At 72.6% G+C, this 25,555-nt stretch carries 23 protein-coding genes; 16 read left to right on the forward strand and 7 right to left on the reverse strand.

Going from position 1 to position 25,555, the window contains the following annotated elements; translation table 11 throughout:
- Window positions 1-97 precede the first annotated feature (97 nt).
- A complete protein-coding gene (gene rpsT / locus CLV34_RS09490) occupies window positions 98-358 on the reverse strand; it encodes a 30S ribosomal protein S20 (RefSeq protein ID WP_100350056.1) in 261 nt (86 codons plus the stop codon).
- A 231-nt stretch (window positions 359-589) separates the two neighbouring features.
- Window positions 590-1,099 carry a type II toxin-antitoxin system PemK/MazF family toxin gene (locus CLV34_RS09495; protein ID WP_245859149.1) on the reverse strand — a complete coding sequence of 170 codons (510 nt, stop codon included), beginning with the start codon at window positions 1,097-1,099 and terminating at the stop codon, window positions 590-592.
- 79 nt (window positions 1,100-1,178) lie between these two features.
- On the opposite strand from CLV34_RS09495, the gene CLV34_RS09500 reads away from it, so the two are divergent.
- From CLV34_RS09500 to CLV34_RS09510, 3 genes are read left to right on the forward strand one after another with little or no spacing between them, the layout of a single operon-like run.
- Window positions 1,179-2,861 carry a circularly permuted type 2 ATP-grasp protein gene (locus CLV34_RS09500; RefSeq protein ID WP_100350058.1) on the forward strand — a complete coding sequence of 561 codons (1,683 nt, stop codon included), beginning with the start codon at window positions 1,179-1,181 and terminating at the stop codon, window positions 2,859-2,861.
- A complete protein-coding gene (locus CLV34_RS09505; protein ID WP_100350059.1) occupies window positions 2,855-3,787 on the forward strand; it encodes an alpha-E domain-containing protein in 933 nt (310 codons plus the stop codon). The genes CLV34_RS09500 and CLV34_RS09505 overlap by 7 nt, the downstream gene beginning before the upstream one ends.
- Window positions 3,784-4,632, forward strand: a complete 849-nt coding sequence (locus CLV34_RS09510; RefSeq protein ID WP_100350060.1) for a transglutaminase family protein — start codon at window positions 3,784-3,786, stop codon at window positions 4,630-4,632. The genes CLV34_RS09505 and CLV34_RS09510 overlap by 4 nt, the downstream gene beginning before the upstream one ends.
- Before the next feature lie 122 nt (window positions 4,633-4,754).
- Here CLV34_RS09510 and CLV34_RS16360 read toward each other — a convergent pair whose 3' ends face one another.
- Window positions 4,755-5,597: a maleylpyruvate isomerase family mycothiol-dependent enzyme gene (locus CLV34_RS16360; RefSeq protein WP_157803780.1), complete on the reverse strand. Its 843-nt coding sequence runs from the start codon at window positions 5,595-5,597 to the stop codon at window positions 4,755-4,757.
- Window positions 5,598-5,688: 91 nt separating this feature from the next.
- Between CLV34_RS16360 and lepA the strand changes: the two genes are divergently transcribed.
- From lepA to CLV34_RS09530, 3 genes are all read left to right on the forward strand, one after another.
- Complete coding sequence (lepA, locus tag CLV34_RS09520) at window positions 5,689-7,596, forward strand: translation elongation factor 4 (protein WP_100350061.1); 1,908 nt, start codon at window positions 5,689-5,691, stop codon at window positions 7,594-7,596.
- Window positions 7,593-8,876 carry a radical SAM family heme chaperone HemW gene (gene hemW / locus CLV34_RS09525; RefSeq protein ID WP_100350062.1) on the forward strand — a complete coding sequence of 428 codons (1,284 nt, stop codon included), beginning with the start codon at window positions 7,593-7,595 and terminating at the stop codon, window positions 8,874-8,876. The genes lepA and hemW overlap by 4 nt, the downstream gene beginning before the upstream one ends.
- Before the next feature lie 119 nt (window positions 8,877-8,995).
- Complete coding sequence (locus tag CLV34_RS09530; protein WP_100350063.1) at window positions 8,996-10,042, forward strand: DUF2189 domain-containing protein; 1,047 nt, start codon at window positions 8,996-8,998, stop codon at window positions 10,040-10,042.
- A gap of 3 nt (window positions 10,043-10,045) precedes the next feature.
- Here CLV34_RS09530 and CLV34_RS09535 read toward each other — a convergent pair whose 3' ends face one another.
- Window positions 10,046-10,954 (reverse strand): DUF3097 domain-containing protein, encoded by a 909-nt coding sequence (locus CLV34_RS09535; protein WP_100350064.1) that lies wholly within the window; start codon window positions 10,952-10,954, stop codon window positions 10,046-10,048.
- Between the two features lie 62 nt (window positions 10,955-11,016).
- On the opposite strand from CLV34_RS09535, the gene CLV34_RS09540 reads away from it, so the two are divergent.
- From CLV34_RS09540 to CLV34_RS09555, 4 genes are all read left to right on the forward strand, one after another.
- Window positions 11,017-12,546 (forward strand): MFS transporter, encoded by a 1,530-nt coding sequence (locus tag CLV34_RS09540; protein ID WP_245859150.1) that lies wholly within the window; start codon window positions 11,017-11,019, stop codon window positions 12,544-12,546.
- 158 nt (window positions 12,547-12,704) lie between these two features.
- Window positions 12,705-13,757 (forward strand): heat-inducible transcriptional repressor HrcA, encoded by a 1,053-nt coding sequence (hrcA, locus tag CLV34_RS09545; protein ID WP_100350276.1) that lies wholly within the window; start codon window positions 12,705-12,707, stop codon window positions 13,755-13,757.
- Window positions 13,758-13,797: 40 nt separating this feature from the next.
- Window positions 13,798-14,919, forward strand: a complete 1,122-nt coding sequence (gene dnaJ / locus CLV34_RS09550; protein WP_100350277.1) for a molecular chaperone DnaJ — start codon at window positions 13,798-13,800, stop codon at window positions 14,917-14,919.
- The gene (locus CLV34_RS09555; protein WP_100350065.1) at window positions 14,916-15,692 is read left to right on the forward strand and encodes a 16S rRNA (uracil(1498)-N(3))-methyltransferase; all 777 of its coding nucleotides are present in this window, start codon (window positions 14,916-14,918) and stop codon (window positions 15,690-15,692) included. The genes dnaJ and CLV34_RS09555 overlap by 4 nt, the downstream gene beginning before the upstream one ends.
- A 106-nt stretch (window positions 15,693-15,798) precedes the next feature.
- Here the strand turns inward: CLV34_RS09555 and CLV34_RS09560 are convergent, their stop codons facing one another.
- Both CLV34_RS09560 and CLV34_RS09565 read right to left on the reverse strand, forming a co-directional pair.
- Window positions 15,799-16,173 carry a hypothetical protein gene (locus CLV34_RS09560; protein ID WP_211289408.1) on the reverse strand — a complete coding sequence of 125 codons (375 nt, stop codon included), beginning with the start codon at window positions 16,171-16,173 and terminating at the stop codon, window positions 15,799-15,801.
- A gap of 17 nt (window positions 16,174-16,190) precedes the next feature.
- Window positions 16,191-17,867: a sodium:solute symporter family protein gene (locus tag CLV34_RS09565; RefSeq protein WP_100350066.1), complete on the reverse strand. Its 1,677-nt coding sequence runs from the start codon at window positions 17,865-17,867 to the stop codon at window positions 16,191-16,193.
- A 201-nt stretch (window positions 17,868-18,068) separates the two neighbouring features.
- Between CLV34_RS09565 and CLV34_RS09570 the strand changes: the two genes are divergently transcribed.
- Window positions 18,069-18,413: an HIT domain-containing protein gene (locus tag CLV34_RS09570; protein ID WP_100350067.1), complete on the forward strand. Its 345-nt coding sequence runs from the start codon at window positions 18,069-18,071 to the stop codon at window positions 18,411-18,413.
- 45 nt (window positions 18,414-18,458) lie between these two features.
- Here the strand turns inward: CLV34_RS09570 and CLV34_RS09575 are convergent, their stop codons facing one another.
- The gene (locus CLV34_RS09575; protein ID WP_245859152.1) at window positions 18,459-19,745 is read right to left on the reverse strand and encodes an ammonium transporter; all 1,287 of its coding nucleotides are present in this window, start codon (window positions 19,743-19,745) and stop codon (window positions 18,459-18,461) included.
- A 227-nt stretch (window positions 19,746-19,972) separates the two neighbouring features.
- Between CLV34_RS09575 and CLV34_RS09580 the strand changes: the two genes are divergently transcribed.
- The 5 genes from CLV34_RS09580 to CLV34_RS09600 are packed head-to-tail and all read left to right on the forward strand — an operon-like array spanning window position 19,973 to window position 25,413.
- Window positions 19,973-21,049, forward strand: a complete 1,077-nt coding sequence (locus tag CLV34_RS09580) for a PhoH family protein (RefSeq protein WP_100350280.1) — start codon at window positions 19,973-19,975, stop codon at window positions 21,047-21,049.
- Window positions 21,046-21,507, forward strand: a complete 462-nt coding sequence (gene ybeY, locus CLV34_RS09585) for an rRNA maturation RNase YbeY (protein ID WP_100350068.1) — start codon at window positions 21,046-21,048, stop codon at window positions 21,505-21,507. Before CLV34_RS09580 ends, ybeY begins: the two co-directional genes overlap by 4 nt.
- Window positions 21,508-21,514: 7 nt before the next feature.
- A complete protein-coding gene (locus CLV34_RS09590; RefSeq protein WP_100350069.1) occupies window positions 21,515-22,822 on the forward strand; it encodes a hemolysin family protein in 1,308 nt (435 codons plus the stop codon).
- The gene (era, locus tag CLV34_RS09595) at window positions 22,812-23,765 is read left to right on the forward strand and encodes a GTPase Era (protein WP_100350070.1); all 954 of its coding nucleotides are present in this window, start codon (window positions 22,812-22,814) and stop codon (window positions 23,763-23,765) included. The genes CLV34_RS09590 and era overlap by 11 nt, the downstream gene beginning before the upstream one ends.
- 58 nt (window positions 23,766-23,823) lie before the next feature.
- Entirely contained in the window at window positions 23,824-25,413 is a 1,590-nt protein-coding gene (locus CLV34_RS09600; protein WP_100350071.1) for an alpha/beta hydrolase family protein, read from the forward strand.
- Window positions 25,414-25,555 lie beyond the last annotated feature (142 nt).

Raw genomic sequence — 25,555 nt, forward strand, 5'->3', positions numbered from 1 at the left:
TGTCCCCGGACAGCACGACGGCCGCCGTCCCCGGAGGGATGGCGGCCGGTGTGCTGCTGCTGTGCTGCTGCGAGGCGCCCGTGCGGGCGCCGGCGCGTCAGAGGGCGTTGACAGCCTTCGCCAGGGCCGACTTGCGGTTGGCAGCCTGGTTCAGGTGGATGACACCCTTCGACACGGCCTTGTCGAGCTTCTTCGAAGCGGTCGCGAGCGCGGTCGTCGCGGCGTCCTTGTCGCCGGCGGCGACGGCCTCGCGGACACGGCGCACGTGCGTCTTGAGCTCCGACTTCACAGCCTTGTTGCGAAGACGAGCCTTCTCGTTCGTGCCGATGCGCTTGAGCTGGGACTTGATGTTTGCCACGTTAGGGAACTCTCTGGTGTGTTCGCCGAAGCGAGCGGACAGGTCTAGAGGGCGGCTCCAGGACCGGGACTGGGGTGGGGAACCCGTGGAGAGGTGCCGGAGCGGTGCCCGCCGACCTTCGGCGACCGACCGCCTGGAGAACCTGACGGTTCGACCGGCGATCCGCACCGGGCGGACACACAGCGCACCATCTTAGCAAAGACGCGCCGGTTCCCGAAGTCGGGCGCCCGGTCACATCGCGCGGACGACCTCGTCGAACTGCCGCCGAGGCATGATCGCGCCCTCGCGTCGCACGGACGCGGCGTCCACCCGGATCACGCGGTCCAGCCGGACCTCGCTCGGCCGCCCCTGACGGTCCCACGGCCCCGACCCGAGGTCGAGCCAGCGCCGACCCCAGCGGTTCTCCTTCGCGAGGTCGCGCGAGTGGTCCTTGCTCGTGAGCATCAGGGCGAGGAGCCAGCCGCCGTCACGGCCGACGAGGAGCACGGGCCGGTCCTTGCCCTGGGTGGCGTCCTCCTCGAACGGCACCCACGTCCACACGACCTCGCCGGGGTCGGGCGCGCCGTCGAGGCGCGGCGAGTACTCCGTCCGGACCCGCCCGGTGAAGTCGCCCGGGTAGCGGCTCGCCCCTCGCCGCGACGGAGCCGGGCCGGGCTTCCCGGACCGACCGGGACGGGGTGCGGGTCGGCGCAGCGGCCGCAGGAGGAGGTCGAGGAACCGGGACAGGGGGTGGCGTGGCACGCCCGACAATCTAGCCGCGCAACACCCCCGAGACGCGCCGGTGACGCCCGGGTCACCGGGTGGACGTATTCTCCGGGCCATGACCGACCTGTTCCACGACTACCCGGCGCTCCCCGCCTGGGACGAGATGCTGGACGACGAGCTCGAGGTGCGGACGTCGAGCGGCCCGGTCCACGAGCAGCTCGCGGGCCTCAGTGCCGCCGAGGTGTCGTCCCGCGCGGACTCGCTCGCCCGCTCGTACCTCAACCAGGGCGTGACGTTCGACTTCGCGGGCGAGGAGCGGCCGTTCCCGCTCGACGTCGTGCCGCGGGTCCTCGACGCGGACGAGTGGACGACGATCTCGACGGGCGTCTCGCAGCGCGTCCGCGCGCTCGAGGCGTTCCTCGACGACGTGTACGGCGACCAGCAGGTCGTCGCGGACGGCGTCGTGCCGCAGAAGCTCATCCTGTCGTCGACCGAGTTCCAGCGGGAGGCGTTCGGCATCCGGCCGCCGAACGGCGTGCGGGCGCACGTGTCGGGCATCGACCTGGTGCGCGACGTCGACGGCCGGTTCCGGGTGCTCGAGGACAACGTCCGCATCCCGTCGGGCGTGAGCTACGTGATCTCGAACCGCCGGGCGATGGCCCAGACGTTCCCGGAGCTGTTCTCGAAGCTGCAGATCCGTCCCGTGATCGGGTACCCGCGTCGGCTGCTCACTGCGCTCATCGCGGCGGCGCCGGAGGGCGTGCCCGACCCCACGGTCGTCGTCCTGACGCCCGGCGTCTACAACTCGGCGTACTTCGAGCACACGCTGCTCGCACGGCTCATGGGTGTCGAGCTCGTCGAGGGTCGCGACCTGTTCGTCGCGCAGGGACGCGTGTGGATGCGCACCACCGAGGGCCGCCGCCGCGTCGACGTCATCTACCGCCGCGTCGACGACGCGTTCCTCGACCCGGTCCAGTTCCGGGCGGACTCGCTCCTCGGCGTCCCCGGGCTCATGGGCGTCGCGCGCCTCGGCAACGTGACGCTCGCGAACGCGGTCGGCAACGGCGTCGCGGACGACAAGCTCGTCTACACGTACGTGCCCGACCTCATCCGCTACTACCTCGGCGAGCAGCCGATCATCGCGAACGTCGACACGTGGCGGCTCGAGGAGCCCGACGCGCTCGAGGAGGTCGTGGACCGGCTCGCCGAGCTCGTCGTGAAGCCGGTCGACGGCGCGGGCGGCAAGGGCATCCTCGTCGGCCCGCAGGCGTCGGCGCACGAGATCGACGCGATGCGCGAGCGCCTGCGCCGCGACCCGCGCGGCTGGATCGCGCAGCCGGTCGTGCAGCTGTCGACGTCGCCCACCCTCATCGACGACCGGTTCCGGCCGCGGCACGTCGACCTGCGTCCCTTCGCGGTCAACGACGGCGAGAACGTCTGGGTGCTCCCGGGCGGCCTGACGCGCGTCGCGCTCCCCGAGGGCCAGCTCGTCGTCAACAGCTCGCAGGGCGGCGGGTCGAAGGACACGTGGGTGCTCGGCAGTCCCGTCCACGACCATCCGGCGGGCGGGACGCACGCCGGGGCCGAGCCCGTCTCCGACGAGGAGCTCGAGGCCGAGGCCATCACCGAGGCCGAGGACGCGGTGGCCGAGGCGGAGGACGCCGACGTCGGTCATCCGTCCGCCCGGCCCGACCTGGCCGTCCGCGAGGTCGCCCGGCAGCAGCACGAGCCGGCCGCCGACAAGCACCGGTCGCAGCCCGAGCAGCAGCAGCAGCAGGCAGGAGGTCCGACGTGCTGAGCCGTATCGCGGAGTCGTTGTTCTGGATCGGCCGGTACGTGGAGCGCGCCGACGACACGGCCCGCATCCTCGACGTGCACCTCCAGTCGCTCTCCGAAGACCCGTGGGCGTCCGAGGACCTCACCCTGCGTGCCCTCCTCGCGGTGATGGACCACCCCGTCCCTGCGGACGGCACGCTCGTGACCCGCGCCCGGGTCATGCAGCTGCTCGCGCACGACCAGCTCGACGCGTCGTCCATCGCAGGCTCCATGATCGCGGCGCGCGAGAACGCGCGGCGTGCCCGCGAGACGGTGTCGTCCGAGCTGTGGGAGACGCTCAACACGACGCGCAACCAGGTCTCCGGGCCGATGCGGCTCGCCCGGCCCCACGACTACTTCGGCTGGGTGCGGGAGCGCGCGGCGATCGTCGCCGGGATCATGGACTCGTCGACGAGCCACGACGAGACGTGGCTGTTCGTGATGCTGGGCCGCTCGATCGAGCGGGCCGACATGACGGCACGGCTCGTCCAGACGCAGGCTCAGCTGCGCGACTCCGGTCCGAGCTGGTCGACCCTGCTGCGCGCCGCGGGCGGCTACGAGGCGTTCCTGCGCACGTTCCGCGGGGTCGCGTCCGACGAGAAGGCCGCCGAGTTCCTGCTGCTCGACCGGCTCTTCCCGCGGTCGATCGTGCACGCCCTCGACGCGGCCGAGGACTGCCTGCGTCTGCTCGAGCCGACCGCCGACCGGCGCGGCGTCACGAACGACGCGCGCCGCGAGCTCGCCCGCATGCGCGCGACCCTGGAGTACTCGCCCGTCGGCGAGACGCTCGAGGTGCTGCCCGTCGCGATGGAGGATGTGCAGCGCTGCTGCTCCGAGGCGAGCGACGCCATCAAGGCCCGGTACTTCCCGTCCGCGGCCGCGACCACCTGGATGGGAGAGGCCCTGTGACCGTGCTGCGCGTGGTGCACGCCACGACGTTCGAGTACTCGGCCCCGGTGGCCGCGTCGTACAACGAGGCGCGACTGACCCCGAGCCGGGGCCCCGGCCAGCGGCTGCTCGACTCCCAGGTGTCCGTGAACCCGCACACGTGGATGCACGACTACGTCGACTACTGGGGCACGTCCGTGACGACCTTCGAGGTCCTCGCACCGCACGAGCGGCTCGAGATCGTCGCGTCGTCGAGCGTCGAGCTGCCCGACGGTCCGCCGCGGGAGCCCGGCGAGGGCAACTCGTGGGACTTCGTCACCGGACCCGTGTTCCAGGACACGATGGCCGCATACCTCGCGGACTCCGAGACCACGAGCGTCCCGCCCGAGGTCGCCGACCTCGCCCGGACGGTGTCGCCCCGCGGCGGCGACCCCGACACCGTCGCGCAGGACGTGTGCCGCGCGATCCGCGACCGGCTCGAGTACCTGCCGGGCGTCACGACCGTTCACACGACCGCGCGCGAGGCCTGGCACGCCCGCAAGGGCGTCTGCCAGGACGTGTCGCACCTGTGCCTCGGGGCGCTGCGCGCGCTCGGCATCCCTGCCCGGTACGTCTCCGGGTACCTGCACCCGCGCCCCGACGCGGAGGTCGGGGAGACCGTCGAGGGGGAGTCGCACGCCTGGATCGAGTGGTGGGCCGGCGGCTGGCGCGCGTTCGACCCGACGAACCGCGCGTTCGTGGCGTCCGACCACGTCGTGCTGGGGCGTGGGCGCGAGTACCGCGACGTCTCGCCCCTCAAGGGCGTGTACGCGGGGACGGCGACGAGCGCGCTGGACGTGACCGTGCGGATCACCCGCACGGCCTGACCGGCCCCGCTCAGCCCGCCGACCATGTGATGTCGGCCCGTCCGGACGCTCCCGAGGGCGCGGACCACAGGGTCGGCGGGCGGGATCGACATGGTCGGCGAGCGCTCGAGCGCCCTCGAGGGTCAGGGGACGAGCGTGCGGCCCAGGACGGACCGCACCGCGGCCGTCCTGTCGGCCCCCCCGGTGATCTCGAGGTGCGGGTCGTCCGCGTCGACGCGTCCCCACACGAGCAGCGCGAGCGCCCACGCCGGTCCGGTGACGACCGCGTCCGGTGCAGCGGCGGGCGCGCCGTCCGCGTCTGACAGGCCGCCCGACGGCCCGATGCGCCAGGTGCTGTGCGGGGGTGCGATGACGATCGCGCCGGACGGCCCGTGCACGTCGGTCGCGACGAGGTCGACGGCGACGGTCGGGGCGGGTGCGCGCCCGAGACGGACCTGGCGCGGGTGCATCACCGTGACGACCTCGTCGACCGTGTCAGCCCAGACCGCGGCCGGGGTGTCGCGCGCGACGTCCGGCGCTCGGCGTCCCGTGGCGACGCCGAGGTCGACGAGGTGCACGAGCGTCTCGTGGAGCTGCCGGCGGTACCAGAAGCCCGCGTACCCGGGGCCGTCGAGCGTGAGCGCGGGGGCCTCGAGCGGCCGCTCGAGCAGGGTCGCGCGCAGGTGCCCGGACGCCCAGCCGTAGATCTCGACGAGCCGCTCGGTCTCGCGCGGCGTCGACGGGTCGGGGCCGCCGAGGGACACGCCGAGGGCCATGGCCGACGCCCACCAGTGCACGCCGGCGAGGTGCAGCGCCAGGTCGGCGACCCGCCAGGGCGCGCACGTCGGCACCGCCGCCTCGGGGTCGGCGCCGGCGAGGAGGTCGGCGAACGACTCCTGAGCGGCGGTCAGCATGCAGACCGGGTCGGGCACGACCGTCGGCTGGTCGGTGACTACGGCGGTGGCGGTCCGTGTGTCGTGCGTCATGGGACAATGGTGCTGTCTCGTGGGCCGCCCGACCAGGGTGCAATCCGCCCGCCGACGACAAGATCCGGTCGACCGCAGGAGCCCTCGCCCCGTGCCTCCCATCCCCAGTGCCGCCGGTGCCGCGCGCATCAAGCCCGCCGCGACGCCGCCCGAGCTGCTGCGCAACTTCTGCATCATCGCGCACATCGACCACGGCAAGTCGACTCTCGCCGACCGCATGCTGCAGCTCACGGGCGTCGTGGACGCGCGCGCGGCGCGCGCCCAGTACCTCGACCGGATGGACATCGAGCGCGAGCGCGGGATCACCATCAAGTCGCAGGCGGTGCGTATGCCGTGGGCGGTCGCCCCGGCGGGCGACCCGGCGGCCGCGGAGGTTCCGTACGCGCTGAACATGATCGACACGCCCGGTCACGTCGACTTCACGTACGAGGTCTCGCGGTCGCTCGCGGCGTGCGAGGGCGCGGTGCTGCTCGTCGACGCGGCGCAGGGCATCGAGGCGCAGACGCTGGCCAACCTGTACCTGGCGCTCGAGAACGACCTGACGATCATCCCGGTCCTCAACAAGATCGACCTGCCGGCTGCGCAGCCGGAGAAGTACGCGGAGGAGCTCGCGGGACTCATCGGCGGCGATCCCGAGGACTGCCTCAGGGTGTCCGGCAAGACGGGCGCCGGCGTCGAGGACCTGCTGAACCGCATCGTCGAGCTGGTGCCACCGCCGGTCGGTGACGCCGACGCCCCTGCGCGTGCCATGATCTTCGACTCGGTCTACGACACGTACCGCGGCGTGGTGACCTACGTGCGTGTGGTCGACGGCAACCTCAACCCGCGCGAGCGGATCGCCATGATGTCGACGAAGGCGACCCACGAGCTGCTCGAGATCGGCGTCATCTCCCCGGAGCCGGTGCCCACCAAGGGCCTCGGGGTCGGCGAGGTCGGCTACCTCATCACGGGTGTGAAGGACGTGCGCCAGTCGAAGGTCGGCGACACCGTCACCAACGCGGGCAAGCCCGCGGCAGAGGCGCTGGGCGGGTACTCCGACCCGAAGCCGATGGTGTTCTCCGGCCTCTACCCGATCGACGGCACCGACTACCCGGTGCTGCGCGACGCGCTCGACAAGCTCAAGCTCAACGACGCGGCGCTCAACTACGAGCCGGAGACGTCGGTCGCGCTCGGCTTCGGCTTCCGTGTCGGGTTCCTCGGCCTGCTCCACCTCGAGATCATCCGCGAGCGCCTCGAGCGGGAGTTCGACCTCGACCTCATCTCGACCGCACCCAACGTGGTCTACGAGGTCGCGCTCGAGGACAAGAGCGTCGTGACGGTCACCAACCCGAGCGAGTTCCCCGGCGGCAAGATCGGCGAGGTCCGTGAGCCCGTCGTCCGGGCGACGATCCTGGCGCCGAGCGAGTTCATCGGCGCGATCATGGAGCTCAGCCAGTCCAAGCGCGGCGAGCTGCAGGGCATGGACTACCTGTCCGAGGACCGCGTCGAGCTGCGCTACATGCTGCCGATGGCCGAGATCGTGTTCGACTTCTTCGACCAGCTCAAGTCCCGCACGCGCGGCTACGCGAGCCTCGACTACGAGCGCGTCGGCGACCAGGTGGCCGACCTCGTGAAGGTCGACATCCTGCTCCAGGGCGAGACGGTGGACGCGTTCAGCGCCATCGTCCACAAGGACAAGGCGTACGCGTACGGCGTGATGATGACGGGCAAGCTGCGCGAGCTCATCCCGCGCCAGCAGTTCGAGGTGCCGATCCAGGCGGCCGTCGGCGCGCGCGTCATCGCCCGCGAGACGATCCGCGCGATCCGCAAGGACGTCCTCGCGAAGTGCTACGGCGGTGACATCACCCGTAAGCGCAAGCTCCTCGAGAAGCAGAAGGAGGGCAAGAAGCGCATGAAGACCATCGGTCGCGTGGACGTCCCCCAGGAGGCCTTCATCGCCGCGCTGTCGAGCGACGCGGGCGGCGGCAAGGGCGACGCCAAGGACGCGAAGAAGAAGTGAGCCCCGCGCTCCCCGACGGCGAGCCCGTCCCGGCGGACGGGTCGCTCCCGGAGTGGGTCGCCGGCCCGACGGAGCGCGCGTTCGGGGTGTACGTGCACGTGCCGTTCTGCACGGTGCGGTGCGGGTACTGCGACTTCAACACGTACACGTCCGCGGAGCTCGGCGGCGGGGCGTCGCAGGCGTCGTACGCGGCGACCGCGCTGCGCGAGGTGGGACTCGCCCGCGACGTCCTGGACCGCTCGGGCGTCCCGTCGCGTCCCGTCTCGACCGTGTTCTTCGGCGGCGGGACGCCGACCGTGCTCCCCGCCGACGACCTGGCAGCGATCCTCGGCGGCGTCCGTGACGCGTGGGGCCTGGCCCCCGGCGTGGAGGTCACGACGGAGGCGAACCCCGACTCGGTGACCCCCGAGTCGTTGCGCACCCTCGCCGCCGCCGGGTTCACGCGCGTGAGCTTCGGGATGCAGTCCGCGGTCCCGCACGTCCTCGCGACGCTCGACCGCACGCACGACCCGCGCCGCATCCCGGACGTCGTCGCGTGGGCGCGCGACGCGGGGCTGGACGTCTCGCTCGACCTCATCTACGGCACGCCGGGGGAGAGCCTCGACGACTGGCGCGCGAGCCTGGACACCGTCGTCGCGACGGGCGTCGACCACGTGTCGGCCTACGCGCTCGTGGTGGAGCCCGGCACCAAGATGTTCGCCCAGGTGCGCCGCGGCGAGCTCCCCCTGCCCACCGAGGACGACCAGGCCGCGAAGTACGAGCTGGCCGACACGGCGCTCACCGCCGCCGGACTCGACTGGTACGAGGTGAGCAACTGGGCGCGCGGCGGCAGCACGGGCGGTCACGCGTGCCGGCACAACCTGGCGTACTGGCGCGGCGACGACTGGTGGGGTGTCGGACCGGGCGCCCACTCGTACGTCGGCGGCCCGACGGCGGCGTCCGCGGACGGTGCCGTCCCCGCGAGCGGCCACGCCGGGGTCCGCTGGTGGAACGTCAAGCACCCGCGGCGCTACGCCACGATGCTCGAGGCCGGCACGAGCCCCGCCGCGGGGCGTGAGCTGCTCACGCACGACGAGGCGGTCCTCGAGCGGGTCATGCTGCAGGTCCGCCTCGACGAGGGTCTCGACCTCGCGGCGCTCGAGCCCGACGGGCGGCGCGCCGTCGCCGGCCTCGTCGCGGACGGGCTGCTCGACGGCCGGGCGGCCGTCGGCGGGCGCGCTCTCCTCACGCTGCGCGGGCGCCTGCTCGCCGACGCGGTGGTGCGCGACCTCACGGTCTGACGGGTGCTCTCGGGGTGCCCTGCGCCCTGACCTGCGGGAAGGTGGGTCCTGGGGGAGCGCCCCCGGCACGACGGCGCGCGCCAGCGTCGCGGGCACGGACCGACCCGAGGGACGAGACCATGAGCGACAACATGACCGGCCCTGACAAGCCGGACCCGGACGAGCCGGCAACGCCGCAGGAGCCCGCTGCACCGCAGGAGCCGGCGCCGCCGTCGCAGCCCACGGAGCCGCCGTCCGCTCCGCCCACCGAGCCTCCTGCCGCACCGGGCGGCTACCCGCCTCCCCCCGGTCAGCAGCAGCCCTACGGGCAGCCCGCACCCGGCGGCTTCCCGCCGCCGCAGCAGCCGTACGCGCAGCAGCCGTACGGCCAGCAGCCGTACGGCCAGCAGCCGTACGGCCAGCCCGATCCCGGGAGCTACCCGCCTCCGCAGCAGCCGTACGGCTACGGCCAGCAGCCGCAGGACCAGTTCGTCCCCGGGGGCTATCCAGCGGCCCCGCCCCCGACAGGTCAGGTCCAGGGCAGCATCATCGGCGACGCGATCGGTTACGGGTTCCGGACCCTGTTCAAGAACTTCGGGTCGTGGTTCCTGCTCGCCCTGATCCTGCTCGCGTTCAACGTGATCTGGGGTCTCATCACGAGAGGCGCGTCGGACTTCACCGACTCGGACGGCGACTTCAAGTTCCACTTCGGCATCGCGGGGGTCCTGCTCAACCTCGTGGGCCTGGTCGTCTCGTACTTCATCACGGCCTTCCTCACGAACGGCGCGCTGCGCGAGACCGCCGGCCACCGTCCCGACGTGGGCTCGTTCTTCCAGGTCCGCAACATGGGCAACGTGGTGCTCGCCGCGCTGCTCGTGGGCCTCGGGACGGGCATCGGGCTCGTGCTGTGCATCATCCCGGGCCTGGTGTTCGCGCTGTTCTCGGCGTTCACGTACTACGCGGCGCTCGACCGGGACCTGCCCGCCATCGACGCCATCAAGACGAGCTGGAGCCTCGTCGCGAAGAACTTCGGTGCCGTGCTGGGGCTCCTGGTGCTGCTGTTCCTCCTGAACATCGGCGGCGCGGTCCTGTGCGGCCTCGGCCTGTTCATCACGATCCCGGCCTCGTACATCGCGGTCGGCTACGCGTACCGCCGCCTCAGCGGCCAGCCGGTCTACGGTCAGTGACCGTCACGCGGTCACGAAGTCGATGAGCTCCTCGACGCGGCCGAGCAGGCTGGGCTCGAGGTCGGCGTAGGTCCGGACGGTCCCGAGGATCCGCTTCCACGCGAGACCGACGTCCGCGGGGCCGTCCGCAGGCCACCCGAGCTCGCGCAAGATGCCGAGCTTCCACTCGGTGCCGCGCTCGATCGTGGGCCAGGTGTCGAGCCCGACGCGCTGCGGGCGGACCGCCTGCCACACGTCGACGTACGGGTGACCGAGCACGAGGACGGTCCCCGGGCGGACCGTCCGTAGCGCCTCGTCGGCGATCCGGCGCTCCTTCGAGCCGGGGACGAGGTGGTCGACGAGGACGCCCACGCGTCGCTCGGCGGTCGGCTGGAAGTCGGCGAGCGCGTCCGTGAGGTTGTCGACGCCGTCGAGCAGCTCGACCACGACGCCCTCGACCCGGAGGTCGTCGCCCCACACCTTCTCGACGAGCTCGGCGTCGTGCTTGCCCTCGACCCAGATGCGGGAGCCGCGGGCCACCCGGGCGCGCTGCCCGACGACGGCACGCGACCCGGACGCGGTGCGGGCGGGCGGCTGCGGGGCGCGCGAGGTCACGGGCGCGGTGAGCTCGACGGGCTGCCCGTCGACCCAGAACCCCGGGCCGAGCGGGAACGTGCGAGTGCGTCCGCGGCGGTCCTCGAGGACGACGACGTGCAGCCCGCCGGACTTCTCCACGCGGACGACCGCGCCGACCCAGCCGGTCTGCACCTCCTCGACCACGAGCCCGTGCTCCGCCGCGAGCGGGCGCGAGACGGGTCGGGCGCGGTGGTGCGACGACCCGCGCGCGCCGGGTCCGGTGCCGGTGCCGGACCCGAGGACGTCGGTGCCGTAGCGGTCGTAGGGGGTCGTCTCGTGCGAAGTCTCCGGGGCCACCGCGTCACCTTACGGTCGGCCCGCGCCGCGCGCCGCGTCCCACGCCGTGGTAGCACCGTGGGGTGACCGACTCGTCCTCGCCGTCCGCCGCGCCGGACCACCGCGACCTGCCGACCGGGCACCAGCGCGCCGCCACGGCGGCCGACGGGCCGGCGGGCGACCAGGCCACCGACCCCCGCCGCTGGAAGGTGCTCGCCGTCTGCCTGTCGGCAGGCTTCGTGACGCTGCTCGACGTGTCGATCGTCAACGTGGCGATGCCGTCGATCCAGCACTCGCTGCACGCGTCGGCGACGAGCCTGCAGCTCGTCGTCGCGGGGTACACGCTCGCGTTCGGCCTGGTGCTGGTCCCAGCCGGACGGCTCGGGGACGCCGGCTCGAGGCGGTTCCTCTTCGTCGGCGGTCTGGTGGCGTTCGCGGTCGCGAGCCTCGCCGCCGGGCTCTCGCCGACGGACGAGTGGCTCGCCGTCGCCCGCCTGTTCCAGGGTGCGTGCGCGGGCCTGGTGAGCCCCCAGATCACCGGGATGATCCAGCAGGAGTTCCGCGGGTACGAGCGGGCGCGCGCGTTCGGGATGTTCGGCGCCACGGTCGGGGTCGCGACCGCGGTCGGCCCGCTGCTCGGCGGCGTGATCATCCAGGTGTTCGGCGAGGACTCCGGCTGGCGCTGGGTCTTCGGCATCAACGTGCCGATCATCGCGGTCGTCCTCGTCGCGGCGCTGCGCGTGGTGCCGCGCGGGACGCGGGGCCGTCGGGCAGGTCTCGACCCGGGCGGCCTGGTCCTCGTCGCGCTGACCACCGTGGCCGTCATGGTGCCGTTCGTGACGACGACGGGGACGGGCGACGACCCGGCCCGCTGGTGGTGGCTGCTCGTGGCCGCGCTGGGGGCCGTCGCGACGATCGGCTGGGAGCGGCGCGAGGCACGCGTCGGCCGCGACCCGGTGCTGGCGCCGGACGTCCTGCGGCTGCGCTCGTTCCGGTTCGGGTCGCTGCTCGGGCTCGCGTACTTCGCGGGGTTCACGAGCGTGTTCCTCGTCGTGACGCTCTACCTACAGGACGGGCTGGGTCTGTCGGCGCTGCAGGCGGGTCTCGTCGGGCTGCCGTTCGCGATCGCGTCGGGGACGTCGGCCCTGCTGTCCGGGCGGGCGGTCGCCCGGTGGGGACGACCGCTCGTGGTGGTCGGTCTGGTGGTCGTCGTCATCGGCCTGGTGGGCACGGACACCGCGATCCGGGTCATCGACGCGCAGCCCGGCGACGCGGCGCTCGTGTGCGTCGTGGTGGCGTGCACGCAGTGCGTCGCGGGTGCCGGCTCGGGCCTCGTCATCGCGCCGAACCAGACGCTCACCCTGGCCGAGGTGCCCGTCCGGTACGCGGGGGTGGCCGGTTCGATGCTGCAGGTGGGTCAGCGGATCGGGTCCGCGATCGGCATCTCGGCGGTGCTGTCGATGGACTACGGGGCGCTCGCGTCGGGCGCGTCGCAGGCCGAGGCCGTCGGGAAGGGCCTCCTGGTGACGGTCGGCCTGGTGCTCGTCGCGCTCGTCATCGCCGTCCTGGACGCGCGGGTGCGGTCACGGGACCCTGCCGAGTCCTCCACATGACGCGCCGCGCCCGCCCCGGACGCGTCCGGGGCACGGCGTAGGATTGGCACTCGGGGTCCGAGAGTGCCACCGCGCGTCACCGCCGGGTGTCGCGCGGGCCGCCGCGCGTCGGACCGCGCACCACGGGACGACCGGACGAGAGGACCGACGAGGACATCGTGAGCGAGGAACGACGCCTCCAGGTGCTGCGCGCGATCGTGGAGGACTACGTCCGCACGCGCGAGCCCGTGGGCTCGCGCGCCATCACGGAGGGCCACGACCTCGGCGTGTCGTCCGCCACGATCCGCAACGACATGGCCGTCCTCGAGGAGGAGGGCTACATCGCGCAGCCCCACACGTCGGCGGGCCGGGTGCCCACCGACAAGGGGTACCGCCTCTTCGTGGACCGGCTCACGACCGTCAAGCCGCTGTCCCAGCCCGAGCGCCACGCGATCGAGCAGTTCCTCGGCGGCGCCGTCGACCTCGACGACGTCATCGCCCGCTCCGGGCGGCTCCTCGCCGAGCTGACCGGCCAGGTCGCGCTCGTGCAGTACCCGTCGTTGCGCCGGTCCGGCCTGCGCCACCTCGAGCTCGTCGGGGTGGGGGAGACACGCCTGCTCGTCGTCATCATCACGGACACGGGACGCGTCGAGCAGCGCATGCTCGAGCTGACCGCGCTGCCCGACGAGGGCACCCTCGCCGCGCTGCGGGCGCGCGTCAACGCCGCGTCCGTGGGGCGCACCCTCGTCGACCTCGGCGCGGCGTACGCGGAGGTGGCGCTCGCGTTCGAGGACGACGACGACCGGGTGCTCGCCCAGCGGGTCACCGACGTCGTCGTGAGCACGCTCGCAGAGGAGAGCGAGGAGCGCATCGTCCTCGCGGGCACCGCGAACCTCGCGCGCACCGGCATGCGGTTCGAGCACGCGCTGCGGCCCGTCCTCGAGGCGCTCGAGGAGCAGGTCGTGCTGCTCGGGCTCCTCACCGAGATGTCCGAGGACGTCGCCGACCGCACCGGGGTGCGTGTGCGCATCGGGCACGAGACCCAGCTCGACGGCCTCGTCGAGACGTCCATCGTGACGACGGGCTACGGCGTCGACGGCGGCGGTCTCACCGGGGTGCAGAGCGGTGTCGCGACGATCGGCTCGATCGGCCCGACCCGCATGGACTATCCGGCGACGATCGCGGCGGTCCGCGCGGTCGCCCGCTACCTGAGCAGGATCCTGGCCGGCTGACCGCCAGAACAGCTTCGAACAACCAGCAGAGAGTGACGTGTTGAACGACTACTACGAGATCCTCGGTGTCCCGCGCGATGCGAGCGCCGACCAGATCAAGAAGGCGTACCGCAAGCTGGCACGCGAGCTGCACCCCGACGTGGCCGGCCCCGAGGCCGAGGACCGCTTCAAGGACGTGTCGCGCGCGTACGAGGTGCTGTCCAACCCGGACAAGCGCCAGCAGTACGACCTGGGCGTCGACCCGACGGCGCCCGGCGGCGGCATGGGCGGCGGTGCGGGCGGCTTCGGCTTCCAGGACATCTTCGAGACGTTCTTCGGCGGCGGCCAGGCGCAGCAGGGCCCGATCCCGCGCGCCCGCCGCGGCCAGGACGCGCTCCTGCCGCTCGACCTCGAGCTCCCCGAGGTCGTGTTCGGCGCCAAGAAGGACGTGCCGGTCGAGACCGCGGTCGTGTGCACGGAGTGCGGCGGCACGTGCTGCCGCCCCGGCACGACGATGCACCGCTGCGACGTGTGCAAGGGCGCCGGCTCGATCCAGCGGGTCCAGCGCTCGTTCCTCGGCCAGATCATGACGACGGCCCCGTGCTCCGCCTGCCAGGGCCACGGCACCGTCATCCCGGAGCCGTGCCAGGAGTGCGGCGGCGAGGGTCGCGTGCGGCAGCGGCGCACCCTGTCGGTCAACGTCCCCGCGGGCGTCGAGACGGGCACGCGCATCCGGCTCACCGCGCAGGGCGAGGTCGGCCCCGGCGGCGGCCCCGCCGGCGACGTGTACGTCGAGATCCGGGAGCGCGCGCACCCGACGTTCGTGCGCCGCGGCGACGACCTGCACTGCACCCTCGAGGTCCCGATGACCGCGGCCGCCCTCGGCGCCCGTATGACGCTCGAGACCCTCGACGGCGAGCAGGAGGTCGACCTCAAGGCGGGCACGCAGCCGGCTCAGGTCGTCACGCTGAAGAACCTCGGCGTGGGGCACCTCAACGGCTCCGGTCGCGGCGACCTCCGCGTCCACGTGGACGTGAGCGTCCCGACGGCCCTCGACGACGAGCAGGCCGAGCTGCTCCGCCAGCTCGCGGCGCTGCGCGGCGAGGAGAAGCCCGAGCCGAAGCTCGCCGCGAGCCACGGCGGGGTCTTCAACCGGCTGCGCGACAAGCTCTCCGGCCGGTGAGCGCACCCGTCTTCCTCGCGGACGCGGACGCCGACCTGTCGGCCGTCCGGCCCGGCGGCACGTTCGTGCTGGGCGGCGCCGAGGGCCGGCACGCGGCTGTCGTGCAGCGCCGGCACGCGGGGGAGCGGGTCGACGTCGTCGACGGGCGCGGCACGCGCCTGCTCGGCGTGGTCGTCGAGGCCGACCGCGACGGGCTGGTGCTGAGGGTCGAGGACGTCGTGGTCGAGCCAGCACCCGGGGTGCGGCTCGTGCTCGTCCAGGCGCTCGCGAAGGGCGACCGGGACGACCTCGCCATCGAGGCCGCGACCGAGCTCGGCGTCGACGCCGTCGTGCCGTGGCAGTCGGAGCGGTCCGTGGTCGTGTGGCGGGGGGACCGCGCGACGAAGGCGCACGCGAAGTGGGTCTCGACCGTGCGCGCGGCGGCCAAGCAGGCGCGCCGGGCGCGGGTGCCCGACGTCGAGCAGGTCGTCGACGGCAAGGCGCTCGTCCGGCTCGCCGAGCGGACCGTGTCCGACGGGGGAGCGGTGCTCGTCCTGCACGAGGACGCCACGACGACGTGGTCGGACGCTGCGCTGCCGACGCCGGGGATCCCTGGGATGCCCTCGGTGCTCGTCGTCGTCGGGCCCGAGGGCGGCATCTCGGACGACGAGGTCGAGCGCCTCGTCGCCGTGGGCGCGCAGGTCGTCGTGCTCGGTCCGCACGTGCTGCGCACGTCGACGGCCGGGCCGACGGCGCTGGCGCTGCTCTGCGAGCGCCTCGGCCGCTGGGCCTGAGCAGGCGCTTCTCCCGCGACGAGCAGGGGGTTGGCCACGCTCTGACGCGTCAGAGCGTGGCCAACCCCCTGCTCGGCAGACGGGACGGGAGGGTGAGGCGAGAGGGTCAGCCCTCGGCGCGGCCCTCGCCGGCGGCGCGGTCTTCCTCTTCCTCGGCGTAGCTCGCGAGGATGTCCTCGGCGGGCACGGGACGCAGGTGGTCCCAGAGGAAGAACAGGCCTCCGACGATCAGCATCCCGATGCCGGTCCAGATGTTGATGGCGATGCCGCCCGTCTTGGCCTTGTCGCCCGTCGGGTCGGCGAGGCCGACGATCAGCACGATCGCGCCGTACAGCACGAACAGCGCGCCGATGATGCGCCGCAGGTCGAAGCGCCGTGTGGCGCGCACGTGCGCGTCCTGCTCGGCCTGGCTGAGCGGCACCCGCTGCTCGATGATGCCGTCGGGCATCGGCTCGTGCCGGGACTCGTTGCTGTTGCTCACGGTGTGCTCCTCGGGGGTCACAGGAACGGCAGGTAGAGGGCGACGCACAGGACGAGCGCGACCGTGCCGAGCAGGGCGGGCGAGCGGTACCAGGCGGTGTCGGACGCGACGGCGCCGGCCCGGACGTCGACCTTGCCGACGCCGTACACGAGGCCGCCGAGCTCGGAGACGTCACGCGGCTTCGTGAACGGGGTGATGATCCCGGCCACGACGACCACGGTGACGAACGAGATGATCGCGCCGTACATCGTCTCGGCGGTGGCCGACCCGAACAGGCTGTCGTCGTTGAGGTAGGCGATCCACACGATGGTCGGCGCGGCGATGCCGGCGAGGTAGGACCACAGGGCCGCCTGCGTCGTCATGCGCTTCCACAGCAGGCCGATGATGAAGACGGCGAACAGCGGCGCGTTGAAGAAGGAGAACAGCGTCTGCATGTACGTCATGATGTTCTCGGCCCGGGCCGCGATGAACGCGGTGCCGATGCCGACCACGACGCCGACGACGGTGACCCAGCGCCCCACCTTGAGGTAGTGCGCGTCCGGCATCTTCGGCTTGATGTACCGCTGCCAGATGTCGTAGGTGAACACCGTGTTGAAGCTCGACACGTTGGCGGCCATGCCGGCCATGAAGGACGCGAGCAGACCCGTGACGGCGACGCCCAGGACGCCCGTCGGCAGGTACATCTGCATGAGCTTCGGGATGGCGTCGTTGTAGGTCAGCCCGGAGCTCGGGTCGGCGAACTGGTCGCCGATGACCGCGGCGGCGATGAGGCCCGGGATCACGACGATGAACGGGATGAACAGCTTCGGGAACGCCGCGATGAGCGGGGTGCGGCGTGCGGCCGACATGTTCTTCGCGGAGAACGCGCGCTGGACCTCGGTGAAGTTCGTCGTCCAGTAGCCGAAGCTCAGGACGAACCCGAGGCCGAGGACGATCGCGAGCCAGTTCGCGCCGATGGGGTTGGTGACGTCGCCGATCCCGGTGCCCTTCCAGGCGGACAGGTGCAGGGGGTCGGTCTTCGCGAACGAGTCCTCGAGGCCGCTCCAGCCACCGACGCGGTGCAGCCCGACGATCGTCAGCGGGATGAGGCCCGCGAGGATCACGAAGAACTGCAGCACCTCGTTGTAGATCGCGGACGAGAGGCCACCGAGGGTGATGTAGACGAGGACGAACCCGGCGGAGACGAGGATCGCGATCCAGAGGGACCAGCCGAGCATCGCCTCGATGATGATCGCCATGGCGTAGAGGTTGATGCCGGCGATGAGGACGTTGGACACGGCGAACGCGATCGAGTTCACGGCGTGCGGCGCCTTGCCGAACCGCCGGAGCATGAACTCGGGCACGGACCGCACCTTGGAGCCGTAGTAGAACGGCATCATCACGAGGCCGAGGAACACCATCGCCGGCACTGCGCCGATGAGGTAGTAGTGCAGCGTCGACATCCCGATCTGGGCGCCGTTGGCGGCCATCCCGATGATCTCGGTCGCGCCGAGGTTGGCCGCGACGAACGCGAGGCCGGTGATCCACGCGGGCATGCGGCGGCCCGAGAGGAAGAAGTCCATGCTCGTGCGCACCTGGCTGCGCGCGACGAACCCGATCCCGATCACGACCGCGAAATACACCACGATCATCAGGTAGTCCACCCAACCGAGGTTGAGGTGGATGCCTGAGCTGACGTCTGCGACGACCCTCATGCCACTCCTTCGTGCGTGCCCCTGCACGGAAGACCTGCGTGGGGTCGGCACCGGACGTACGGTGCTGCGCAGGCCTGATTGCCTCGGGCACGCTACGACGGCACTCGCGCCGACGCCAACTTTTCGATCACCTATTGATCAAAGGGCGATCAGAAGTGATCCAAGGCGTATCATCGCGACCCCGCCCGCTAGCGTGCAGGGATGAGCACCCCCGACTGCCTGTTCTGCAAGATCGTCGCCGGCGACGTCCCCGCGGACGTCGTCGCCACCACCGACCGGGCCGTCGCCTTCCGCGACGTCGCCCCGAAGGCCCCCGTGCACGTGCTCGTCGTGCCGCGCGAGCACCATCGCGACGTCGCGGCCCTCGCCGCCGCCGACCCGGCCCTCCTGGCGGAGGTCGTCGCCCTCGCCCAGCAGGTCGCCACCGACCTCGACGAGGGCGAGTTCCGGCTCGTGTTCAACACCGGCGAGTCCGCCGGGCAGAGCGTCTTCCATGTGCACGGCCACGTGCTCGCCGGCGCGCGCCTCGGATGGAGCCCCGCCTGACGCCTCCTGACTGAGGGTGGCGCGGGAGCTCCCCCGGGCCCGCGATCAGTGCTGCTGGCGCCCGATCGTCGAGGTCGTCGTGAGCTCGTAGGCCGACTCGGCGTGCTGGCTCGCGTCGAGCCCGGCGTGCTCGTCGTCCGGGTGCACCCGGAGGCCCATCGTGCGCTGCACGACCTTCGCCAGCACGAACGTGGCGGCGAACGCGAACGCGCTCACGGCCAGCACCCCGCCGGCCTGCACCGCGAGCTGCCCCGCGCCGCCGCCGAGCAGCAGGCCCTCGTGGACGACCGCGGGGTTCACCGCGCGCGCCGCGAGCAGCCCGACCGCGAGCGTGCCGACCACCCCGCCGACGTAGTGCACCGCGACGACGTCGAGCGAGTCGTCGTACCGGAACCGGAACTTCAGGCGGATCGCGAACAGGCAGACGACGCCTGCGACGACCCCGAGCGCGAGCGCGGGCAGCGGCTGGAGGTACCCCGCCGCGGGCGTGATCGCGACGAGCCCGGCGACGGCGCCCGACGCGGCCCCCAGCGTGGTCGCCTTGCCGGTGACCTTCTTCTCCAGGGCCAGCCAGCCGATCATGCCGCCCACGCCGGCGAGGTGGGTCGCGAGGGCCGCGCTCGCGGCGAGCTGCCCCGCGACCAGCGCCGAGCCCGCGTTGAAGCCGATCCACCCCACCCACAGGAGGCCGGCGCCGAGCAGGGTGAGGGGCAGGTTGTGGGGTGCCATCATCTCGCGCGGCCACCCGCGTCGCGGGCCCAGCACGAGGACGAGCGCGAACGCCGACGCCCCCGAGCACACCTCGACGACGGTTCCCCCGGCGAAGTCCAGCAGGCCGGCGCGGCGCAGCCAGCCGTCGGGCGAGAACACCCAGTGCGCGACGGGCGCGTAGACGACGACGGACCACACGGCGACCAGCACGACGAACGACTCGAACCGGACGCGGTCGGCCGAGGCCCCGCTGATGAGCGCCGCAGTGAGCACCGCGAAGAGCATCTGGAACAGCACGAACGCGTACGCCGGCACGGTGAGCGGGATCCCCGGCACGGCCACGCCCGCGTGCGCCAGGCCCACGAGGTGCAGGCCGCCGACCACGCCGCCGCCCGCGTCGTCGTCGAACGCGAGCGAGTAGCCGACCGCGACCCAGGTCACGGACACGATCGCGATGCACGCGAAGCTCTGCATGATCATCGCGAGGACATGCTTGGAACGGACCATGCCGGCGTAGAAGAACGCCAGGCCGGGCGTCATGAGCAGGACCAGCGCGGTGCTCGTGAGCACCCACGCGGTGTCGCCGCTGTCGACGGTGGTCGCGGCGCCGAGGACGTGCACGGCGGCTCCTCTCCGGGGGTGTGCCCGCGACGGTGCGCGCGGGCGGCGACACGCTACCGGCACGGTCGCGTGCCCACGGGTGGCGTCCCGGATGCTGGGGGACGGACGGACCGGTCGCAATCCACCGGACGACGTCGGTGTGCGCCGATAGGATGGAGGGACCCTCGCCGCACGGCGAGCGCCCGGTCACGACCGACGAAGGAGCACAGCGGCCCACGGGCCGGCTCATGACCACCACACCCCGCACCGAGGTACCCGGCTCCTCGTCCGGCCCTGCGGCGAGCCCCCGGATCGAGCACCGCATCGTCGTCCCGTCGTCCCTGCCCATGGTCGCCGTGCTGGGCACCCAGGACTCCGTGCTCCGGGCCGTCGAGGCCGGCTTCCCGGCGGTCGACGTCCACGCGCGCGGCAACGAGATCGCGGTCTCGGGGCGCCCCGGCGACGTCGCCCTCGTCTCGCGCCTGCTCGACGAGCTCATCGAGGTCGCCGAGTCGGGCACACCGCTCACCGCCGACGTCGTCCGTCGCTCGATCGGCATGCTGACGGCCGCGACCGCGACACGCCCGGCCGAGGTGCTGACGTTCGACATCGTCTCCAGCCGGGGCCGCACCATCCGGCCGAAGACGGTCGGGCAGAAGCACTACGTCGACGCGATCGACGCGAACACCGTGACGTTCGGCATCGGACCCGCCGGCACGGGCAAGACGTACCTCGCGATGGCCAAGGCCGTGCAGGCGCTCCAGGCCAAGCAGGTCAACCGCATCGTCCTGACGCGGCCCGCCGTCGAGGCGGGCGAGCGGCTCGGGTTCCTGCCCGGGAGCCTCTCCGACAAGATCGACCCGTACCTGCGGCCGCTGTACGACGCGCTGCACGACATGGTCGACACGGAGTCGATCCCCAAGCTCATCGAGAACGGCACCATCGAGGTCGCGCCCCTCGCGTACATGCGTGGGCGCTCGCTGAACGACTCGTTCGTCATCCTCGACGAGGCGCAGAACACGTCCGGCGAGCAGATGAAGATGTTCCTCACGCGCCTCGGATTCGGCTCCAAGATGGTCATCACCGGCGACGTCACGCAGGTCGACCTGCCCGGTGGCACCACCTCGGGGCTGCGTGTCGTGGAGGACGTGCTCACCGGCGTCGACGACGTCGAGTTCTGCCGCCTCACCTCGTCCGACGTGGTCCGCCACCGGCTCGTCAGCGACATCATCGACGCGTACGCGCGGTGGGACGTCTCGTCCGACCCGCGACGCCAGGACAGGGCGGTCGGCGACCGTCGGGAAGGCCGGGGACGGCGCGCATGAGCATCGAGGTCACCAACGAGTCGGGCTTCGAGGCCTCGCCGATCGACGAGGGCGAGTTCGCCGCGCTCGCCCGGTTCGTGCTCGAGCAGATGCACGTCCACCCGCAGACCGAGCTGTCGATCCTGTTCGTCGACACGGACACCATGACCGACCTGCACGTGAAGTGGATGGACGAGCCCGGCCCCACCGACGTGCTGTCGTTTCCCATGGACGAGCTGCGCCCCGGCCGCGAGGGCGACGTGACCCCCGCCGGCCTGCTCGGCGACGTGGTGCTGTGCCCCGACGTGGCCGCGCAGCAGGCCGTCACCGCGGGCCACTCCACGGCAGAGGAGATGCTGCTCCTCACGACGCACGGCATCCTGCACCTGCTCGGCTACGACCACGCCGAGCCCGAGGAGGAGAAGGAGATGTTCGCGCTCCAGCGCCAGCTGCTCCTGACCTTCCTCGCCTCGCGCTGAGGCCGCGATGACCGACGCCCCCGTCTGGCTCCTCGCGCTCGTCGCGCTCGTCGGCATCGTCCTCGCCGCCGTCCTCAGCGCCGGTGAGACGGCCGTCGTGCGGGTGTCGCACGCCGCGCTCACCGAGCTCGGCACCACGACCACCAACCCGCGCCGACAGGCCGCCGTGCGTCGCGCGACGACGCTCGTCGACGACGCCCGCGGCACCGCGGTGTCCGCGTCGCTCCTGCGCGTGCTCGCCGAGATGCTGTCCACCGCGTGCATCACGCTCACGGTCGCCGTGTGGCTCGACTCGTGGTGGGAGGTGCTGCTCGTCGCCGTCGGCGTCAGTCTTGTCGTCGCGGTGCTGCTCGTCCGGCTCAGCCCGCGCTCGCTCGGACGACGGCACGCGCCCGTCGTGGTGGCCGCGTCCTCACGGCTCCTGGGCGGCGCGGTCGTCCTGACGCGCTGGCTCCAGCCGCTGCTGCGCACCTCGGCGCCCACCCCGCAGGAGGAGGTCGACGAGCTGCGCGAGCTCGTCGAGCGCACGGGGGAGTCGGACGCCTTCGAGGACGACGACCGCGAGCTCATCCGGTCGGTCTTCGAGCTCGGCGACACGATGGTCCGCGAGGTCATGGTGCCGCGCACCGACATGATCACGACCGCCGCCGACACGCCGCTCGTCAAGGCGCTGCGGCTGTTCCTGCGGTCGGGGTTCTCGCGCGTGCCGGTGATCGGCGAGTCGACCGACGACCTGCTCGGCGTGCTCTACTTCAAGGACGTGGTGCGCGTCCTCGAGCAGCAGGGCAACGCACCGACGGCACTGGCGGAGCGCACCGCGCACGACGTCGCCCGGCCCCCCGTCTTCGTGCCCGAGTCCAAGCCGGTCGACGACCTGCTGCGCGAGATGCAGGCCGCCGCGAACCACATCGCCCTCGTCGTGGACGAGTACGGTGGCATCGCAGGGCTCGTCACCATCGAAGACCTCCTCGAGGAGATCGTCGGGGAGCTCACCGACGAGCACGACCGTTCCGGCCCCGAGGTCGAGGACCTCGGCGACGGCACCTACCGGGTGCCGGCGCGGCTCGGGCTCGACGACCTCGGCGAGCTCTTCGGCGTCGAGATCGAGGACGACGACGTCGACACCGCGGGCGGCCTGCTCGCCAAGGCGCTCGGCAAGGTGCCGATCGCGGGGTCCGGCGCGGACGTGCACGGCGTCCGGCTCGTCGCCGAACGCGTCGAGGGACGCCGCCGCCGGCTGGCGTCGCTGCTCGCGTCGCGCGCCCAGAACGACCCGCACCAGACCACCCGACCGGAGGACACCGATGAGCACTGACGCACGGGGCGACGCCCCCGACCACCGCTCGGGCTTCGCCTGCCTCGTGGGGCGCCCCAACGCGGGCAAGTCCACGCTCACCAACGCGCTCGTCGGCGAGAAGGTCGCCATCACGTCGGGGCGTCCCCAGACGACCCGCCACACCATCCGCGGGATCGTGAACCGGCCCGACGCGCAGCTCGTGCTCGTGGACACCCCGGGGCTGCACCGTCCGCGGACGCTGCTCGGCGAGCGGCTCAACGACCTCGTCCGCGAGACGCTCACCGAGGTCGATGTCGTCGTGTTCTGCCTGCCCGCCGACCAGAAGGTCGGTCCGGGTGACCGGTACATCGCGGCCCAGCTCGCCGACGTCATGCGCGGACGCCGGGGCACGCCCGTCGTCGCGGCCGTCACCAAGGCCGACACGGTCAGCCGTGAGCAGCTCGCGCAGCACCTCCTCGCCGTCGACCAGCTCGGCGACTGGGCGCAGATCGTGCCCGTGTCCGCGGTCGAGGGCTATCAGGTCGGCACCCTGACGGACGTCCTCGTGCAGCATCTCCCGGCCGGCCCCGAGCTCTACCCGGGCGGCGAGCTGACCGACGAGCCGGAGGCCGTCATGGTCGCGGAGCTGGTCCGCGAGGCGGCGCTCGAGGGCGTGCGCGACGAGCTGCCGCACTCCCTGGCCGTGGTGGTCGACGAGATCGTGCCGCGCACCCGCGCGGACGGCTCCCCGCGGCCCCCGGGCGACGAGCTGCTCGACGTGCGCGTCGACGTGTTCGTCGAGCGGGACAGCCAGAAGGCGATCGTGATCGGCAAGCGCGGCGCCCGCCTGCGGGACGTCGGGACGCGCGCCCGGTCCGGCATCGAGGCGCTCCTCGGCTCGCGCGTGTACCTGGATCTCCACGTGAAGGTCGCGAAGGACTGGCAGCGCGACCCCAAGCAGCTCCGACGCCTCGGCTTCTGAGCGCTCCTGAGCCGGCTGGGTCCCGCGGCGGCGACCTGCGCCGTCGTACGATCCCGGGGTGACCTTCCGGACCGCTGCGACCACGGCCGTGCTGGCCGTCGGGCTCGCGGCCGTCGGCGCGTTCGCCGGACCGGAGTGGGACCCGCAACCCGTCGACCACCATGTGGTGACCGCCGCGACGTCGACCGAGATCGGCGCCCCGGGTGCCACGACCCCGATCGGCACGTACCCCGTGCGGACCGAGGACGTCGTCGTCCACCTCGACGGCACCGACGTCACGGCACGCCTGCGCGAACCTGTGGGGGCGGGCAGCGGCCTGCCGGGCATGGTCTTCGTGCACGGCGCGGGCACGGGGGACGGCGCGACGGCGTTCCGGGAGACCGCGACCGAGCTCGCGAGCGCCGGCGTCGTCACGCTCGTCCCGTCGAAGAACCTCACGACGTACTCGCTGCGCCACCGCGACTACCTGCAGATGGCGGGCGACTACGCGCGGTCCGTCGAGCTCCTGCGCAGCCAGCCCGACGTCGACCCCGCGAAGGTCGGCGTGTACGGGGAGTCCGAGGGCACCTGGATCGTCCCGGTCATGGCCCATGAGGACCCGTCGCTCGCGTTCACCGTCATGACGTCGTCGCCCGTGGTGCGCCCGCGCGAGCAGGCGGCGTACGCCGTCGACTCGTACCTGCGCAACACCAACGTGCCGCAGGGCGTGTTCCGGGCGATCCCGCGGGCGGTCGGTATGGAGCTGCCCGACGGCGGGCTCGACTACGTCGACTTCGACGTGCGGCCCTACCTGGGTATGAACCAACCGACCCTGGTGGCGTACGGCACGGCGGACGCGTCCATGCCGATCGAGCAGGGTGCCGAGGAGATCCTCGCGGCCGCGCACACCGCCGGGAACGACGCCGTGACGGTGCGCTACTACGGCGGAGCGGACCACGGCATCCGGATCGACGGTGTCATCGACCAGAACTTCCCGCGCGACGTGGCGTCGTTCGTCCTCGGTCTCCCGGGGACCGCCGGTGCGGCCCCCCGGATCGCGGGGGCGCAGCCCAACCAGGTGTATCTCGCCGAGCCCGTGCCGAGCCCCCGCTGGTACGGCAACGGCGACGTCCTGTTCGGGTTCACGGTCGCGGCCGTGGTCGCCGCTCTCGGCGCGCCGCTGCTGTGGGGCGCGTCCGTGCTGGCGCTGCGCCGGATGCGCGGCGCGCGACGCTGGGTGGGCGGCCTGGCCCGCGACCTGCGCCTCCCGATGCTCCTCGCGGCCGTCGGGTCCGTCATGACGCTCGTCGCGCTCGTCGTCTACCTGTTCGCCATCGCCCGGCTCGCCGTGGACTACTCGCAGAACTCGGTGATCGTGCAGGGCGGGTGGCTGGGTGTCCGTCTGCTGGGGCTCGCGACCCTCGTGCCCGTCGCCGTCGCCGTGAACCGGCTGTCCGACCGGCGCGAGCGCCGCGGCGTCCTCGGCTGGCTCCGCGAGCGGGTCGTCGTGGACGACCCGGCGAGCCACTCCACGACGCCGGGCGTCCGGGCGGGCCAGCCCGTCGCGCGCGGGGTCGGCGGCTGGGCCCTGTTCAGCCTGCTCACATTCGCCGTCGGCATGCTGCTCCTCGTCACCGCGTACTGGGGCGTGTTCCAGCTCGGCATCTGACGCGGCGCCCCCGGGCGGCCGGACGGTCGGACCGGCCCCGGACTGGCCCCGGACTCGGCGACGGCCCGCGTGGCAACTTGTCCCTCTCGCCCGGCACCGGTAGAAACGGACGGTCGTACGGCACGTCGTACGACCGCTGACG

This window comes from Luteimicrobium subarcticum (assembly GCF_002798015.1).
GTDB lineage: Bacteria > Actinomycetota > Actinomycetes > Actinomycetales > Cellulomonadaceae > Luteimicrobium > Luteimicrobium subarcticum.